This is a genomic window from Aidingimonas halophila (genome assembly GCF_900106955.1).
In the GTDB taxonomy this organism is placed as follows: Bacteria; Pseudomonadota; Gammaproteobacteria; order Pseudomonadales; family Halomonadaceae; genus Aidingimonas; species Aidingimonas halophila.
Map to the genome: position 1 here is coordinate 465,504 of NZ_FNNI01000002.1, position 16,648 is coordinate 482,151.

The window sequence follows — 16,648 nt, forward strand, 5'->3', positions numbered from 1 at the left end:
ATTATCGGATGATTCCGCGTGTCGAGACACGAATCGACTCGACGAAGGTCGACGTTTCCGGCAACTGGAAACGTGACTCGATCGTCTCCAGCGCCTGATCAACCGTCAAACCTTGGCGATACACCAACTTATAGCACTCGTTCAGGGCCTGAATCGCATCGCGGGTAAAACCACGCCGTTTGAGTCCTATCGAATTGAGCCCATGAGGGGCGGCCGGATTGCCATTGATCATCACATAGGCGGGCGTATCCTTGGTGATGATCGAACCGCCACCTGCCATGGCATGAGTGCCGAAGTGGCAGAACTGGTGGATGGCAGATAATCCTCCCAGAATGGCGAAATCCCCGATTGTGACGTGACCCGCCAGTGTCACCTGGTTGGCAAGTACACAGTCATCACCGATGACACAATCGTGTCCCACATGGACATAGGCCATGAACAGATTGCGATGGCCGATAGTGGTTTCTCCACGATCCTGCACTGTGCCACGATGCAGCGTAGCCCCCTCGCGGATGACGTTATCGTCCCCCATCACCAACCTGGTGGGTTCGCCGTTATATTTCTTGTCCTGACAAGCCTCGCCGACGGAAGCAAACTGAAATATACGGGTCCGCTTGCCCAGCCGAGTCGGTCCATTGACGACGACATGGGGGCCGATCACGCTGCCGGCACCAATTTCCACATTCGCGCCAATCACACTGAAGGGTCCGACCTCGACGTCTTCAGCCAAACTGGCGCTGGGATCAACGATAGCAGTGCGATGAATCAAGCCACCTTCCTCTCGGCACAAATGATATCAGCTTCGCAAACCAGTTCATCGTTCACCGTCGCCTGACAGGCGAACTTCCAGATACCTCGTCGTGCACGAATGACACTCGCTTCCAGGCGAAGTTGATCACCGGGCATGACGGGATGCTTGAAGCGCACATTGTCGCTTCCTACCAAGTAATAAACATAACCGTCAGCCGGCATTTTGTTGACGGTTTTGAACCCTAGTATGCCACAGGCTTGCGCCAGAGCTTCTATCACCAAGACACCGGGCATGATCGGATGGTGTGGAAAGTGGCCGTTGAAAAAAGGTTCGTTGATGCTGACATTCTTGTAGCCGACGATGGACTCTCCCACCTTCAAATCGAGCACTCGATCTATGAGCAAAAAAGGATAACGGTGCGGGAGATATTCACGAATCTCGTTGATGTCCATGACCATCGATACGACCTCTGAAATGAAAAAAAGCCCCTCCCGAGGGACAGGCGATGACAACAATATCTTTTGATAGACGGACCATGAGTCGGCGCAACAACGATAACTGCCAACCAGGCATCAGCTTTGCCGATAGGCTTTTTCCAGCTGCGTCAATCGCTTGGCGATTTCATCGAGTTGCTTGAAACGAACGGCATTCTTGCGCCAGAGGGCATTATCCATGGCCCCGGTTCCTGACGAATAGACACCAGGCTCGTGAATTGAATTGGTCACTATGCTCATGCCCGTGACCTGCACGCCATCGCAAATAGTCAGATGACCCGACAGACCGACACCGCCTCCCAACATGCAGTGCCTGCCCACTTTCGTGGAGCCGGCAATTCCAACACATCCCGCCAGAGCGCTATGCTCGCCTATATGGACGTTATGAGCAATCTGTACCTGACTGTCGATCTTGACGTCATCATCGATGACGGTATCGCCCAGCGCGCCACGATCAATACTCGAACAGCTACCGACCTCGACGTCGTCGCCAATGATAACACCTCCGAGCTGCGCAATCTTGTGCCAACTTCCCCCATCATGAGCGAAACCGAAGCCATCACCACCAATGACACAGCCACTATGGAGAATGGCCCGCTTGCCTACCGTGACTCCGTGGTAGACAGTCACATTGGCATGCAACCGCGACGACTCACCGATCACACTGTCAGCACCGATGACAGAGCCAGGTCCGACGATAACTCCGGCATCCAGACGCACCCCTTCCTCAATAACGGCATTGGGACCAACCTGGACTCCCTCAGCCAAACGGGCACTGCCATCGACGACTGCCGTCGGATGGATGCCCGGCTTATCGCGAGCAGCCAAAGGGTCGAATAAGCGAGACAGTTCGGCATACCCCAGATAAGGGTTATCCAAAGACAGACTCGCGGTCGGACACTCCTCAACATGCCGAGGGTGCAGCAACACGGCAGCAGCCCGCGTATCCGCCAGATACTTCAGATAGGCTTTGTTGGCAAGGAAGGTGACATCATCGGGCCCGGCATCCTCAAGAGTTGCCAAACCGGTAACGACGCGTTCGCCGTTACCATCCAGATGGGCGCCCAACCGTTTGGCGAGCTCGGCCAGTGTCAGTCCTGAAGATGAAGGGTTGTCCATGAGTGCCTGCAGGGTACACGGCAGATGGGCGCCAAACAGTCTGGCGCCCTTCCACCTCAGTTGAGCGAATCGAGTATCTGTGTGACCTCATTGGTCAAATCGAGACTATCGTCGACATGGATAGCCGCTTCTCCATCGACGACGACCTCAAGATTGTAGCGCTGAACCACCTGATCGATCGCTTGCTCCAGTTTGGGACGAAACTCTTCCAGCAACTGCTGCTCGGCCTGCTGCTGAGCTTCCTGCACCTGTGCCCGCAACTGCTGGAATCGCTGCCCTTTCTGCTGCAACTCTTGCTGTACTTGCTGTCGTTCCGAGTCGGACATGGTCTCGGCATTCTGCTGCATGCGCTGCTGGAGTTGCTGTAATTCCTGTCCCAAGGATTGCAACTGCTGCTGTTCGTTGCCGATCTGGCTTTCCAGACGGTCACGTGACTGCTGAGCGGCATTGGTATTCATCAGCGCTTCACGCCAATCCACCACGCCCACTTCAGTCGCTTGCGCCGGCAGTGCCAGAAGCAACAACATGGCACCCAGGCATACTCCCTCTATCACTGTACGCATACGCTCATACTCCTTTGCGAGCTCATTGTGCAGTCATCGCTTCAGAAGGTCTGTCCCAACGAGAACTGGAAGAATTGTGTGTCATCCTCGTCCTCGTCATTGAGAGGTTGCGCCACGCTGAAGGTCAAGGGACCAACCGGGGTCAGCCAGGACAAACCGATACCGGCACTGTAGCGCAAGTCGCCCATATCGACACCCGACTCGCACTGCGACGTCTGGCCCGGCTCAACATCATAGCAGTCCGTCAGGAAGGTATTGCCAGCATCAACGAAGAGGCTGGTCTGCATCGAGCGCCGATCCTCGATGAAGGGCAGCGGGAACAGCAGTTCGGCAGACCCTTCGACCAGGACATTGCCCCCGAGCGTACGATCCTCGTCATCACCCGGCTGAGGGGTCGTCTGCGGTCCCAGCGTATTCGATGTAAAGCCACGCACCGATCCCAAACCACCAGAGAAAAAGTTCTCATAGAATGGATAAGGGTCGTCGCCGCCCAGCGTATCGGCATAACCGAGCTCGGACCGGAATTTCAATGCCCACTCATTGTCGAGAGAGAACAGTCGTTGAGCCTCATAGCGAGCCTTGTAATACTCGGCATCACTGCCGGGTACCGACGTTTCCAGTGATGCACGCTGATAACTGCCATCCGTCGGTAAAACCCCGCGGTTGAGGTTGTTACGCGTCCAGCTGGCCGTCACATTCAAGCTCTGGGCATCATTACCCTGGTCGTCGACATACTGCATGATCTCTGACGCCGTATCATCGTAGGTCTGAATCGACAGATCCTCGACATTGGCACCGAAATTCAGGCGAGACAGCTCATTGACCGGATAACCGAAATTGATCCCACCACCGTAGGCATCCGTGGAGTATGTCGAAATATCGGAGTCCTCATAGTCCGTCTCGCGATAGAACAGGTTATATCCGCGGGAAATGCCATCCAGTGTCCAGTACGGGTCGGTGAAGCCGAAATTGAGATTGGTAAAGGTATCGCTTCGCTGAGCCCCGACATTGACACGGTTCCCGGTCCCCAGGAAATTGTTCTGCGACAGAGAGGCCCCGTAAATGACACCAGCACTTTGAGAATAGCCCACGCTGGCTGAAATCGATCCGGAAGGTTGCTCCTCGACATTGTAAGTGACATCGAGTTGATCCGGTTCTCCTGGCACCGGCTCGGTTTCGACTTCCACCTGACGGAAGAAACCAAGACGTTCCAGCCGCTCCCGGGACTGGGTGATCTGCTCGGTCGAGGCAGGCGCACCTTCCATCTGTACCATCTCGCGGCGCAGCACCTCATCTTCGGTGGTGGTATTGCCGACGAAATTGATACGACGTACGGAGGCCCGACGCCCCGGTTCGACATTGAACGTCAGATCGACGGTCTCGCCATCGGGATTGACCTCGGGCACCCCCTCGACTTCAGCAAACGCATACCCCTCGGCCCCCAAACGCGAACGGATCGCTTCAGATGACGCCGTGACATCGCTGCGCGAGAATATCTCGCCTCGTTCCGCCTCAACCAGGGATAGCGCCTCATCTTCGCTGATCTTGAGATCCCCGGCGAAGTGAATATCGCCAAGACGGAAACGTTCACCTTCTTCCACATTGACGGTGATGTAGATGTCGGATTTGTCGGGACTGATCGATACCTGCGTCGAGGCAATATTGAAATTGACGTAGCCACGATCCAGATAGAAGGAACGCAAACGCTCGAGATCCCCGGACAGGCGCTCCCGAGAGTACTCGTCATCGGAGAACCATCCGAAGAACCAGCCAGGACGATCTTCAAGCTCGAAGGATTCCCGCAGCGTTTCGTCGTCAAAATCTTCGTTGCCGACGATATTGATCTGACGAATCTTGGCGACATCCCCTTCATCGATATCGATGTTCACACGAACACGGTTATCTTCGAGTTCCTCGACTTCGGCGTCGATGGAGGCACTGTAGCGTCCCTGGCTGAGATAGACCTGCTCGAGTTCACGCTGAATCTCTTCGAGTGTCGAAAGTTGCAGCACTTCGCCTTCGGACACATCGGAATCAGCCAGGCCTTCACGCAGATCGTCTTCATTGATCTGCGAATTGCCGCTGATATCGAGTTCATAGATGACAGGCCGTTCTTCCACCTGAATCACCAGGACATCGCCCTCACGAGCCAGCCTGACGTCGTCGAACAATCCGGTGGAAAACAACTCCCGTGCCGCCTCCGCCAGCTCGCGCTCATCGACACGATCATTGGCACTGACGGGAAATGCATTGAACACGGAAGCGGCCGAAACGCGTTGCAGGCCCTCCACGCGAATATCCGAAACATTGAAGGAATTCGCCAGCACCGTCTGTGAGCCGGCCAGCAGCAACGCCGCCAATCCGATGGTCTTGAGTTTCATGCAGTCGCTTCGCTCGAGTTGGTCTAGCCGCTTGTAGAACAAGCACCATATACATTTGTACGGGTGACTGACAAGGCCAGCCCTAGCCGCTTACACGCCGATACCCGGAGACAATGCCCTTTTTCGGATACCATTTTCCTTCCACACCGCGGATCATAGCCGCATTAGATCAAAATAAAGTGCCATCAGCATCAGACTGCCGACCAATGCCAGTCCGATTCGCAAACCGACCGCCTGGACACGTTCAGACACCGGTCGTCCACGAATCACCTCGATGATGTAATACACCAGGTGGCCTCCATCAAGCACCGGTATCGGCAACAGGTTGAGCACACCGAGGCTGATCGACAGATAGGCCATGAAGCTGACAAAACTTTCCAGCCCTGTTCGCGCCGACTCTCCTGCGACCCTGGCAATCGTAATGGGACCCGACAGGTTCGTGGGCGAAATCAAGCCCACTACCATCTTGCGAATGGCATCCAGGGTCAAGAGCGACATCTCTCCCGTTCGCGACACTGACTGGCCTATCGCCGCTACGGGACCATAGCGGATTTCGCGTCGATACTCATCAGGCCAGTCAACGGGCTCGACACCGGCACCGATGTATCCTATCGAGACATCATCTTCCAGCGACTGTCGACCGGGTGTCAGTTCCAGCTCCCGGCGGTCCCCCCCTCGTTCCACTTCCAGGGCCAAGGTTTCACCGGGGCTGCCACGAACGACATCGACGAACGCCATCCAGTCTTCAACAGGTTCACCATTCACCGCCTTGATCTCATCACCCGGCTTGAGTCCAGCGCGAGCGGCGGCTTCATCGTCGATCACCTGCCCGATCACAGCCGGCATCGGTGGTCGCCATGGAGTGACCCCCAGGCTGACCAGGGGCTGGGGAGGATCCTGACGTACCAACCAGTCCTCGACGGGAACTCGATATGTCGATGCCTGCGTTTCGCCTTCGTCCCGGGCCTCGATCGCCAAGTCGCCATCATGACCGATCGCCGCCACCAGCTTGAGATTGATGTCGTCCCAGGAGCTGACGACATCCCCCTCTACGGCGACGATTTCCTGCTGAGCCTCCAATCCTCCCCGATCTGCCGGGGAACCCGGTTCGACGTCACCTATCACCGGTGCCACGGTCGTCGTACCGACAACGAACAGCAACCAGTAGGCGACGATCGCAAGCAGGAAGTTCGCCAGAGGACCAGCGGAAACGATAGCGATCCGTCGCCAGACCGACTTGCGATTGAAGGCCTGGTCACGTTCCTCGGGAGCGACCGGCCCCTCGCGTTCGTCAAGCATCTTGACGTAGCCGCCCAGAGGAATGGCGGCAACGGCAAATTCGGTTCCATGGCGATCGAACCGTGACCACAACGGCTTGCCGAACCCAACCGAAAAGCGCAGCACTTTGACACCGCAACGTCTGGCGACCCAGAAATGACCGAACTCATGGAACGTGATCAGCACACCCAGGACGACGATGACAGCCAGCAGATTTTGGATCACCCCCATAAACCGGCCCCCTGGTCGTGTCTTGCCAGATATTGATGGGCCAAACGCCGCGCTCTGGCATCTTCCTCGAGAATGATGTCGAGATTGCCAGCACTCACCACGGACGCTCCCTCCAGGACATCCTGAACCAGGTTGGCAATACCACCGAATGGCATCCGACCGGCGAGGAATGCCTCGACAGCCACCTCATTGGCAGCATTGAGGACCACTGGGGCGGTTCCCCCACTCTTCATGGCGTCTCGCGCCAAGCGCAAACAGGGAAAGGCCTCTTCATCCGGTGCCTGGAAATCAAGTCTGGCAACCTGGAACAGATCCAACGCTTCCACCCCCGCGTCAATCCGCTCCGGCCATGCCAAGCCATAGGCAATCGGTGTACGCATGTCAGGATTGCCCATTTGAGCGATGACCGACCCATCACTGTATGCCGCCATGGAATGAATCACACTTTGTGGGTGGACCACGACTTGAACCTGGTCGGGATTGGCATTGAACAGCCAGCAGGCTTCGATCAATTCCAACCCCTTGTTCATTAACGTGGCACTATCGACACTGATCTTCCGCCCCATTGACCAATTGGGGTGAGCGCAGGCCTGGTCTGGAGTCACGGAAGCCAACTGCTCCGCCTTCCACCCCAGAAAGGGCCCCCCGGAAGCGGTAAGCAACAGCTGTGTGACCCCATGATGAGACAGACCTTGTCGGTGCTCGGTAGGTAGACACTGGTAGATGGCATTATGTTCGGAGTCGATAGGCAGCAACAATGCCCGATGAGTGTCGACGGCCTCCATGAAGAGGCCGCCGGACATGACGAGGGCTTCCTTGTTGGCCAGCAACACACGCTTTCCAGCACGCACGGCAGCCAACGTCGGCAACAGGCCGGCAGCGCCCACGATGGCCGCCATGACCACATCCACTTCAGAGGCCTCGGCCACTTCGATCAGTGCTGCCTCACCACTACGCACCTCGGTGTCAACGTTGGCGCTGGACAGCTGCTCTCGCAGCCAACGGGCGTCGACCTCACTCTCGATGACCGCGAGACTGGGGCGATGAAGGCGGCACAACACCTCAAGCTGTTCCCGGGACTTGCGTGCGGTCAACGCATGGATTCGATAACGCTCGGGGTGCCGAGCCAGCACATCCAGCGTGCTTCCCCCAATCGATCCGGTTGCCCCCATGACGGTAACCGTGCAGGGTGAGGCTTGCTTTGTCATCGACGCGATGCTGGATGCCATTGGCAATACCTGTTCTCGAACGGAATCAGATCCATGAATGCAGCAGGGCAAAAATCGGCACGGCCGCTGTCAAGCTATCAATACGGTCCAGTATGCCACCGTGGCCAGGCAGCAAGGCGCTGGAATCCTTGATGCCGCGCGAGCGTTTGAGCATGCTCTCCAACAGGTCACCGAGCACCGAAACCAGCGTGATCACCATTGTAATCATCACTAGCACCATGCTCTCTTCAATGCTCAGACGCAGCCACAGCACAAAGCTCAAGGCGAGCACGGTTGTCGCGACCACACCGCCCATCACGCCTTCCCAGGTTTTTCCTGGACTGACGGCAGGGGCCAATTTGCGGCGACCGAAACGTCGCCCTGCAAAATAAGCGCCCGTATCGGCGAACCAGACGAGCAGCAGTACGAACAACAGCCACACGGCACCTTCCGCCCGAACATGGTAGAAACCGACCCAGCACGGCAACAGCACCCAGCCCCCCATGGCCAGGCGTCCGGTAGTCGTCTTCCATTGAGACTCGGTTGCCGGGTAACTGACAACCCAATACAAGTTGAGCGCCCAGCCTAGAAGCGCGACCCATAAAGGCCAAGTCTGATGTATCGCATTGGTATGCCATAACATCAACATGAACAGCATAGCCGCCAGGATGCCCACCAATCGCGAACGGCGCGTCGTCACGCCCGCCAGATTGGTCCATTCCCAGCTTGCCACCAAGACGATGCCAGCGGTAAAAATGGCAAATGGGCCTGACTCCAAGCCAAACAGGCCTGCCAGTACGAGGGGAGCAAGCAACAAGGCAGTCAAGACCCTTTGCCTAAGCACCTTGAACCTCAACTTGCTCGTCAGTCATCCCGAAACGGCGTTGACGTTGACGGAAATCTTCAATGGCGGCATCAAACGCATCGGCATCGAAATCCGGCCACAATAACGGAGAAAAGTGGAACTCCGCATACGCCAGCTGCCACAGAAGAAAATTGGAAATGCGCTGCTCACCACTGGTACGAATGCAGAGATCCACCGGCGGGTCATCGTGCAGGCTGATCTCCGACTCCAGCGCCTGCTCGTTGATATCAGAAGCACGCATTTCGTCGTTTTCGACTCGCTCTGCCAACCGCTGTGCCGCCTGGGCGATGTCCCAGCGCCCTCCATAGTTAGCCGCGATGACCAGATGCATTCCCTGATTATCCTGGGTCAATGCCTCGGCACGTTGGATATGCTGCTGAATCGCCGTGGAAAATCCCCGACGCTCCCCGATGATCGACAAGCGGATGTCATGCTCGTTGAGCTTCTTGACTTCGCGCTTTAGCGCCATCAGGAACAGTTCCATCAATGCACTGACCTCAGCCGCGGGGCGTTTCCAGTTCTCGCTCGAAAACGCAAACAGCGTCAGTGTATCCACGCGGTGTTCAGCGGCTCGTCGAATCACTGCCCGCACAGCATCCACGCCGGCCCGATGACCTCGCACACCGGACCACCCCCGGGCTCTGGCCCAGCGATTGTTGCCATCCATGATGATCGCCACGTGTCGGGGGACATCCTTTCGACGGTCGTGCGGGAGCTTCGTTGACGTCATGGAATCTCGTTCAGGGCAACGGGCATCAGAAAAAGCGTTATCGTGTGGTCCGATACTATACCTGCATCAAGTCGTGTTCCTTGGTTTCGAGAAGCTTATCGACCTCTGCAATATACTTGTCGGTCAGCTTCTGTATGGCGTCCATTGCGCCATGCTCTTCATCCTCGGAGATCGACTTGTCCTTCATCAGCGCCTTAAGGTCATTATTGGCATCACGACGCACGTTGCGTATGGCGACCCGTGTCTGTTCGGCCTCGCTACGCGCCTGTTTAATATAGCCTTTGCGCGTCTCCTCAGTCAGCATCGGCATCGGGACACGGATGACATCACCGGCCGTTGCAGGGTTCAACCCCAGATCCGACGTCATGATTGCCTTCTCCACTTTCGGCACCATGGATTTTTCCCATGGCACGACCGACAGCGTCCTGGCATCTTCGACATTGACCGATGCCACCTGATTGATCGGCATCTCGGTGCCGTAATATTCCACCATTACCGAATCCAGCAAGCTGGTATGTGCCCGCCCCGTACGAATCTTGTTGAAATTGGCATGGAGGGCGTCGAGGCTCTTCTTCATGCGCTTTTCAGCGTCTTGCTTGATGTCATTGATCACGATGTCACCCTCTTTCTATCAGCGTACCTTCCATGCCACCCACCACCAGATTGAGCAAGGCACCTGGTTTGTTCATATCGAACACTCTCACCGGCATGGCATGGTCACGCACCAGGCAGATAGCGGTCAAATCCATGACCCCCAGCTTCTGATCGAGTACCTCGTCATAGGTGAGGCGCTCGTATTTACTGGCGTCCGAGTGCATGAAAGGATCCTTGTCATAAACCCCGTCGACTTTAGTGGCTTTGACCACTACATCCGCATCGATTTCGATGCCACGCAGACACGCTGCCGAATCCGTTGTAAAGAACGGGTTCCCGGTACCGGCTGAAAACAGTACCACATCACCCGAGGTCAGATAGCGGATGGCGGTGCGACGATCATAGTGTTCGACGACACCGCTCATGGGAATCGCCGACATGACCCGTGAACGAATATTCGAGCGCTCCAGGGCATCCCGCATCGCGAGGGCATTCATTACGGTGGCCAGCATTCCCATATGGTCGCCGGTCACACGTTCCATACCGGCTTCATGCAAGGCCGCGCCCCGGAAAAGGTTACCCCCACCGACAACGATACCCACCTGCACACCGATTCCCACCAGTTGGCCGATTTCAAGCGCCATGCGATCAAGCACCTTCGGGTCGATACCAAAATCGGCATCCCCGGTCAGGGCCTCACCGGACAATTTGAGCAAGATGCGCTTGTACTTCGTCTTGGTCCCCCGCTCGGACTTCTGGCTATGCTCGGGAATAGCGGAGTGGTCGGGAATCGCAGGCATGGGGCGTCTCCTTGTGACGTCAGCACGAAATCGGAAGTATTCTCCGAATGCGAAATTTCACCATCCGGATACACGAAGGCGTGCGCTTTCGCGCACGCCAACACGAACCTGGAAGTTCGGACCTCAGCTGCGGCCAGCCTGTTCCATCACTTCCTTAGCAAAGTCGACTTCTTCCTTCTCAATCCCCTCACCGACTTCAAAGCGAGTGAAACTGACCACTTCCCCGCCAGCCGCTTTGACGAACTCGGCGACGGTCTGATCCGGATCCTTGACGAAGGCCTGCTCGGTCAAGCTATTCTCCGCAAGGTACTTTTTCAGTCGGCCCTGCACCATCTTTTCCGCGATGTGATCCGGCTTGCCGGCCATATCCGGCTGGGCCAGGATAACGGCCTTCTCTTTATCGAGCAGATCCTGGGGCATATCGTCAGGCGTTGCTGCCATGGGGTTGATGGCCGCAGCATGCATGGCGACATCCTTGGCGGCCTCAGGCGTGCCGCCCGTGAGCACAGTCAGAACGCCGATGCGGCCGCCGTGGACATAAGCACCCACGACACCCCCTTCGGGGGCTTCGACGACACACGCGCGGCGCACGGAAATGTTCTCACCGATCTTCTGCACCAGTTGCTGGCGGGCTTCTTCCATGTCCGCATCCATCAAGGCGGCCACATCATCGCTGCGGGAAGCGAATACCGCATCGGCAACCTTATTGCCGAACGCCGTGAAATTATCGTCGCGAGCAACGAAGTCGGTTTCGGAATTGACTTCGAGCATCACACCGTAGCTATGGTCATCCGCCACACGGGTGAATACCGCCCCCTCGGCCGCAGTACGCCCCGCCTTCTTGGCGGCCTTGAGACCAGAGTTCTTACGCAGGTTTTCGATAGCCTGCTCGATATCGCCATCGGCTTCGGTGAGCGCTTTCTTGCACTCCATCATGCCCAAGCCGGTGCGCTCGCGCAGATCCTTGACCAGAGAGGCACTAATAGCTGCCATGATAATTAACCTCTGAAAATTGACGTCGATCGTTCAGTCAGCCGTTCGAGCGGCGAACTGCCGCCTTGATGGCGGCAGTTCGGCATCACTCGGAGACTTCGTCGGTTTCGGAGACTTCGACGAACTCGTCCGGGCGCCCTTCTTTCGCTTTGGCACAGGAGTCGGCAATAGCCTGCACATAGATCTGGATGGCACGAATGGAGTCGTCGTTCCCCGGAATGACATAGTCGACGCCATCAGGATCGGAGTTGCTGTCGACCACCCCAATCACCGGAATACCCAGCTTGTTGGCTTCATTGATGGCGATACGCTCATGATCGACATCGACGACGAACAATGCGTCGGGCAGACCGCCCATATCCTTGATACCGCCCACGGAGCGTTCAAGCTTTTCCTGCTCGCGGGTTGCCATCAACACTTCTTTCTTGGTGAGCTTCTCGAAAGTACCATCGCTGTGCATGGCTTCCAGTTCACGAAGCCGCTTGATGGACACGCGAATGGTCTTGAAGTTCGTCAGCATACCGCCGAGCCAGCGATGGTTGACGAATGGCTGACCGACACGAACGGCTTCTTCCTTGATGATCTTGCTTGCGCTGCGCTTGGTACCAACGAACAGAATCTTGTTGTTGGACGCCGCCATCCTTTCGACCACACCGGCGGCTTCATTGAGTGCCGGCAGCGTATGCTCGAGATTGATGATATGAATCTTGTTCCGCGCACCGAAGATATACTTGCTCATCTTCGGGTTCCAGTATTTGGTCTGGTGACCGAAGTGGGCGCCCGCCTTGAGCAGGTCACGCATATTGACTTGTGCCATGGATGACTCCTAATGAATCGGGTTAGGCCTCCATACACCCCATGGATCCGACCGACAGGCATCCGCCTGGACGGCACCCGGGACCATGTGCCGGTGTATGTGTGTGATTTCAGGCATTTTGCTTGCAAGCTCGCCAGTATCGCCCCGGCCCCATATAACGGGCAGGTAGCGATTGCAGGAAAGCGCGCAGATTTATACCATAGTTCAGCATCAATTTGAAGCCAATAGTCCGCCCATGACGCCATCCTCACGATGGCCAGGACTAATCTCACCTTCCAGATTCGAGATTGCATGAACATTCCCATCAAGACACCTGACGAAATCGAAAAAATGCGCGAAGCCGGCCGCCAGGCCGCTCGTGTACTGGAAATGCTGACCCCACACGTAAAGGCGGGTACCAGTACCGGAGAACTCGATCGGTTGAGCTACGATTTCATCGTCAATGAGCTGGGCTCTTCACCCGCCCCGCTCAACTACCATGGCTTTCCCAAATCGATCTGCACGTCGATCAATCACGTGGTCTGTCATGGCATTCCCGATGACGCCAAGAAACTGAAGAAGGGCGACATCATGAATATCGACATCACCGTCAAGACCGCCGACGGCTACCATGGTGATTCCAGCATGATGTTCATCGTTGGCGAGACCATTCAGGGCGAACGCTTATGCCGTGTCACCCAGGAGTGCCTGTACAAGAGTATCGCCGAAGTCAGGCCCGGCGCGCGGCTCTCGGATCTGGCGCGAGTCATCGAGCAGCACGCCGACGCCAATGGCTACTCGGTGGTGCGCGACTTCTGCGGTCACGGTATCGGCGCCGGCTTCCATGAGGACCCGCAGATCCTGCACTACGATGGCTATGCGCCCGGATCGGACGTGGAGCTCGCCGAAGGCATGTGCTTCACCATCGAGCCGATGATCAATGTCGGCGATTATCGCACCAAAGTCTTGCGCGATGGGTGGACGGCCGTCACCAAGGACAAGAGCCTATCCGCTCAATGGGAGCACACCTTGCTGGTCACCGCGACAGGAGTAGAGGTGCTCACCGCCCGCGCCGACGAAGACTTGTCGTTCCTCGACGGCTGACCATGTTACTGCACCATTACCGCCACGTTCCCGACGACGGCCTGCTCGATATCGACGGCTTTCGTACTGAACTCGCCGGCAGCCGGTCACCCATCGCACCTTTCAAGGAAGCACTGCGCGAGATCCAATCGCGCCTGGATGCCCGCTTCCGAGCAGGCGCCGATATTCGCGATCTGATTTACGGTCGCGCCTGGTGTCTCGATCAGTTACTGAGTGTTGCCTGGTCACAATATGACTGGCCCGATGACGGGATCGCACTGCTGGCTGTCGGTGGTTACGGACGGGGAGAACTGCACCCCCACTCCGATATCGACCTGCTACTGCTGCTCGAGAACGATGACGACGCGCCTTACCGTGAAGCCCTGACAGGGTTCGTCACCTTTCTCTGGGATATCGGCCTGGAAATCGGTCACAGTGTACGCTCGCTCGATGATTGCGAGCGCGAGGCGCGCGACGATGTCACGGTAATCACGAATCTGCTGGAGACGCGCACCCTGGCCGGCCCTGAACGACTGCGAGAGAAGATGCGGGAGCGACTTGCCACGCATCGGGTCTGGCCGGCAGACCGCTTTTTCGAAGCCAAATGGCAGGAACAGATCGCTCGCCATTACCGCTATAACAACTCCGAATACCACCTCGAGCCCAACATCAAGAGTTCACCGGGCGGATTACGGGATATTCAGATGATCGGCTGGGTTGCCAAGCGGCATTTCGGTACGCTGAGCTACGAGGATGCCGTCAACAACGGTTTCATGAATGATGCCGAGTTGCGCATCCTCAGTCAGGGGCAAGCCTTTCTCTGGCAAGTGCGCTACGCCCTCCACATGTTGACCGGGCGTGCTGAAGACCGACTGCTGTTCGACCACCAGCAAGCCGTTGCAGAGCTCTTCGGCTATCGTGATACACCTGAACGCCTCGCCGTCGAACAGTTCATGAAGCGTTATTACCGCCATGTCACTGCGCTGGCGGGACTCAATGACATGCTGCTGCAACATTTCGACGAAGTGATCCTGCGTGCCGATGAAGTCCTCGAGACCAAGCCGCTCAACAGCCGCTTCGAAATCAAGGGCGGTTACATCCAGGCTCGCCATCAGAATGTCTTTCACTACCGTCCGGCAGCACTGCTGGAACTCTTCCTGTTGATGTCACAGCATCCCGAAATCGAGGGAGTGCGGGCTTCGACCATTCGCTTGATCCGCGACAATCGCCACCGGATTGATGATCAGTTCCGGGACGATGTACGCCACCAGAGCCTGTTCATGGAGCTGCTTCGCTCCGGCGGCAACGTGGCCCGGCAACTACGCCGCATGAATCGTTATGGTGTGCTGGGCAAGTACTTGCCGGAATTCGGCCAGGCAGTCGGCCTGATGCAACACGACCTCTTTCATGTCTACACCGTGGATGCGCACACATTGCGTCTGCTGAAGGTCGTGCAGCGCTTTCGCGAACCCGAAGGGCGTGATGCCTTCCCGGTTGCCGCGGTACTGGTACATCAGTTGCCGAAGCTCGAATTGTTGTGGATCGCAGGCCTTTATCATGACATCGGCAAGGGGCGAGGTGGTGATCATTCATTGATCGGCGCCCGGGACGCTGAGGCGTTCTGTGAACGTCATGGCCTGTCACCACGAGACACCCGTCTGGTGAGCTGGTTGATCGAGCATCATCTGTTGATGTCCAAGACCGCTCAGAAACGCGACATCAGCGATCCCGACGTCATACGCGACTTCGCAGCCCAGATGCGTGATGAAGTACACCTGGATTACCTGTACGTTCTGACCGTTGCCGATATCAATGCGACCAATCCATCCTTGTGGAACGGCTGGCGAGCGATACTTCTGCGTCAGTTGCATGCCGAAACCAAACGGGCGCTGCGACGCGGCCTGGAAAACCCGCCGGATCGCGATGACTGGGTTCGCGAAACCCGCGCGGAAGCGCGTAGCCTGCTATCCACGGTCGGAGCTGAGCTGAATCGAGTGGATAGGCTGTGGGAATCGTTGGGCGAGGATTACTTCCTGCAATACGCACCCAGCGAAATCGTCTGGCAGACCCAGGGAATCCTCGACCATGGCGGCTCTGTACTTCCCTTGATCCTGACCAGCGCACCGGCTGAAGATACTGCGGAAGGGGGAACCAAGGTATTCATTCACACCCGTTCGGCGGATGACCTGTTCGCAGCGACAGCAGCCGCCATGGAACAGCTGGGGCTATCGATCCATGATGCCCGCATCGCGACGTCCAGCAACAATTGGACACTCAACACCTTCATCGTGCTCGATGAGCATGACGAGCCAATCCGCGACCCGGCGCGCCTGGAAGCCATCCGTCATTACCTGGTGGAAGAACTGGACGACCCCGACGACTATCCTCAGATAGTCACCCGGCATACACCACGACAACTCAGGCACTTCCAGGTCCCGACACAGGTCGCTATCGAACAGGATCCAGCCAATGAACGCACCATGCTGGAACTCGTGGCTCCGGACCGTCCAGGGTTGCTGGCACGTATCGGACGCATTTTCATGGAACAGGACATCGCCTTGTCCACAGCCAAGATTGCCACGCTTGGTGAGCGCGTCGAAGACGTCTTCTTCATCACCGATAAAGCGGGGCATCCCCTCCTCGACCTTGAACGCCAGGAGCAGTTACGCAAACGATTGATCGAGGTACTGAGCGTTTGAGGCGTCTTGCCGGCTTCCCTATAATCGTCTGGTTCGTCTCGATTCATGACGCATCATCAACGA

At 56.9% G+C, this 16,648-nt stretch carries 15 protein-coding genes; 2 read left to right on the forward strand and 13 right to left on the reverse strand.

Annotated features, from left to right (window positions below):
- Position 1: 1 nt before the first annotated feature.
- The 13 genes from lpxA to rpsB all read right to left on the reverse strand — a co-directional run bounded on the left by lpxA (position 2) and on the right by rpsB (position 12,824).
- Positions 2-769: an acyl-ACP--UDP-N-acetylglucosamine O-acyltransferase gene (gene lpxA / locus BLW01_RS05495; protein ID WP_092568478.1), complete on the reverse strand. Its 768-nt coding sequence runs from the start codon at positions 767-769 to the stop codon at positions 2-4.
- Positions 766-1,209, reverse strand: a complete 444-nt coding sequence (fabZ, locus tag BLW01_RS05500) for a 3-hydroxyacyl-ACP dehydratase FabZ (protein ID WP_092568479.1) — start codon at positions 1,207-1,209, stop codon at positions 766-768. Before fabZ ends, lpxA begins: the two co-directional genes overlap by 4 nt.
- A 114-nt stretch (positions 1,210-1,323) precedes the next feature.
- Positions 1,324-2,364, reverse strand: a complete 1,041-nt coding sequence (gene lpxD / locus BLW01_RS05505) for a UDP-3-O-(3-hydroxymyristoyl)glucosamine N-acyltransferase (protein WP_092568480.1) — start codon at positions 2,362-2,364, stop codon at positions 1,324-1,326.
- A 56-nt stretch (positions 2,365-2,420) separates the two neighbouring features.
- Positions 2,421-2,927, reverse strand: coding sequence for an OmpH/Skp family outer membrane protein (locus BLW01_RS05510; protein WP_092568481.1), 507 nt, complete (start codon positions 2,925-2,927; stop codon positions 2,421-2,423).
- 41 nt (positions 2,928-2,968) lie between these two features.
- Positions 2,969-5,308, reverse strand: coding sequence for an outer membrane protein assembly factor BamA (bamA, locus tag BLW01_RS05515; RefSeq protein WP_229806389.1), 2,340 nt, complete (start codon positions 5,306-5,308; stop codon positions 2,969-2,971).
- A gap of 153 nt (positions 5,309-5,461) precedes the next feature.
- Complete coding sequence (rseP, locus tag BLW01_RS05520; protein WP_092568482.1) at positions 5,462-6,817, reverse strand: sigma E protease regulator RseP; 1,356 nt, start codon at positions 6,815-6,817, stop codon at positions 5,462-5,464.
- Positions 6,808-8,025 carry a 1-deoxy-D-xylulose-5-phosphate reductoisomerase gene (gene ispC / locus BLW01_RS05525; RefSeq protein ID WP_092568592.1) on the reverse strand — a complete coding sequence of 406 codons (1,218 nt, stop codon included), beginning with the start codon at positions 8,023-8,025 and terminating at the stop codon, positions 6,808-6,810. The genes rseP and ispC overlap by 10 nt, the downstream gene beginning before the upstream one ends.
- A gap of 46 nt (positions 8,026-8,071) precedes the next feature.
- Positions 8,072-8,869, reverse strand: coding sequence for a phosphatidate cytidylyltransferase (locus tag BLW01_RS05530; protein ID WP_092568483.1), 798 nt, complete (start codon positions 8,867-8,869; stop codon positions 8,072-8,074).
- On the reverse strand, positions 8,862-9,620 hold the full coding sequence (uppS, locus tag BLW01_RS05535) for a polyprenyl diphosphate synthase (protein ID WP_092568484.1): 759 nt from the start codon (positions 9,618-9,620) through the stop codon (positions 8,862-8,864). The genes BLW01_RS05530 and uppS overlap by 8 nt, the downstream gene beginning before the upstream one ends.
- Before the next feature lie 55 nt (positions 9,621-9,675).
- Positions 9,676-10,233, reverse strand: coding sequence for a ribosome recycling factor (gene frr / locus BLW01_RS05540; RefSeq protein WP_092568485.1), 558 nt, complete (start codon positions 10,231-10,233; stop codon positions 9,676-9,678).
- 4 nt (positions 10,234-10,237) lie between these two features.
- Positions 10,238-11,014 carry a UMP kinase gene (gene pyrH / locus BLW01_RS05545; RefSeq protein ID WP_229806390.1) on the reverse strand — a complete coding sequence of 259 codons (777 nt, stop codon included), beginning with the start codon at positions 11,012-11,014 and terminating at the stop codon, positions 10,238-10,240.
- 123 nt (positions 11,015-11,137) lie between these two features.
- Positions 11,138-12,007, reverse strand: a complete 870-nt coding sequence (gene tsf / locus BLW01_RS05550; RefSeq protein WP_092568486.1) for a translation elongation factor Ts — start codon at positions 12,005-12,007, stop codon at positions 11,138-11,140.
- Positions 12,008-12,092: 85 nt separating this feature from the next.
- Complete coding sequence (gene rpsB, locus BLW01_RS05555) at positions 12,093-12,824, reverse strand: 30S ribosomal protein S2 (protein ID WP_092568487.1); 732 nt, start codon at positions 12,822-12,824, stop codon at positions 12,093-12,095.
- A gap of 291 nt (positions 12,825-13,115) precedes the next feature.
- Between rpsB and map the strand changes: the two genes are divergently transcribed.
- Positions 13,116-13,907 (forward strand): type I methionyl aminopeptidase, encoded by a 792-nt coding sequence (gene map / locus BLW01_RS05560; protein ID WP_092568488.1) that lies wholly within the window; start codon positions 13,116-13,118, stop codon positions 13,905-13,907.
- A 2-nt stretch (positions 13,908-13,909) separates the two neighbouring features.
- On the forward strand, positions 13,910-16,585 hold the full coding sequence (locus tag BLW01_RS05565) for a [protein-PII] uridylyltransferase (protein WP_092568489.1): 2,676 nt from the start codon (positions 13,910-13,912) through the stop codon (positions 16,583-16,585).
- Positions 16,586-16,648: the final 63 nt, after the last annotated feature.

Excerpts from the sequence above, each read along its gene's own strand:
- BLW01_RS05510 (WP_092568481.1), bottom strand. The coding sequence starts at position 2,927 with ATGCGTACAGTGATAGAGGGAGTATGCCTGGGTGCCATGTTGTTGCTT.
- fabZ (WP_092568479.1), bottom strand. The coding sequence starts at position 1,209 with ATGGTCATGGACATCAACGAGATTCGTGAATATCTCCCGCACCGTTAT.
- rseP (WP_092568482.1), bottom strand. The coding sequence starts at position 6,817 with ATGGGGGTGATCCAAAATCTGCTGGCTGTCATCGTCGTCCTGGGTGTG.
- bamA (WP_229806389.1), bottom strand. The coding sequence starts at position 5,308 with ATGAAACTCAAGACCATCGGATTGGCGGCGTTGCTGCTGGCCGGCTCA.
- uppS (WP_092568484.1), bottom strand. The coding sequence starts at position 9,620 with ATGACGTCAACGAAGCTCCCGCACGACCGTCGAAAGGATGTCCCCCGA.
- pyrH (WP_229806390.1), bottom strand. The coding sequence starts at position 11,014 with ATGCCTGCGATTCCCGACCACTCCGCTATTCCCGAGCATAGCCAGAAG.
- BLW01_RS05565 (WP_092568489.1), top strand. The coding sequence starts at position 13,910 with ATGTTACTGCACCATTACCGCCACGTTCCCGACGACGGCCTGCTCGAT.
- ispC (WP_092568592.1), bottom strand. The coding sequence starts at position 8,025 with ATGACAAAGCAAGCCTCACCCTGCACGGTTACCGTCATGGGGGCAACC.
- rpsB (WP_092568487.1), bottom strand. The coding sequence starts at position 12,824 with ATGGCACAAGTCAATATGCGTGACCTGCTCAAGGCGGGCGCCCACTTC.
- lpxD (WP_092568480.1), bottom strand. The coding sequence starts at position 2,364 with ATGGACAACCCTTCATCTTCAGGACTGACACTGGCCGAGCTCGCCAAA.
- tsf (WP_092568486.1), bottom strand. The coding sequence starts at position 12,007 with ATGGCAGCTATTAGTGCCTCTCTGGTCAAGGATCTGCGCGAGCGCACC.
- map (WP_092568488.1), top strand. The coding sequence starts at position 13,116 with ATGAACATTCCCATCAAGACACCTGACGAAATCGAAAAAATGCGCGAA.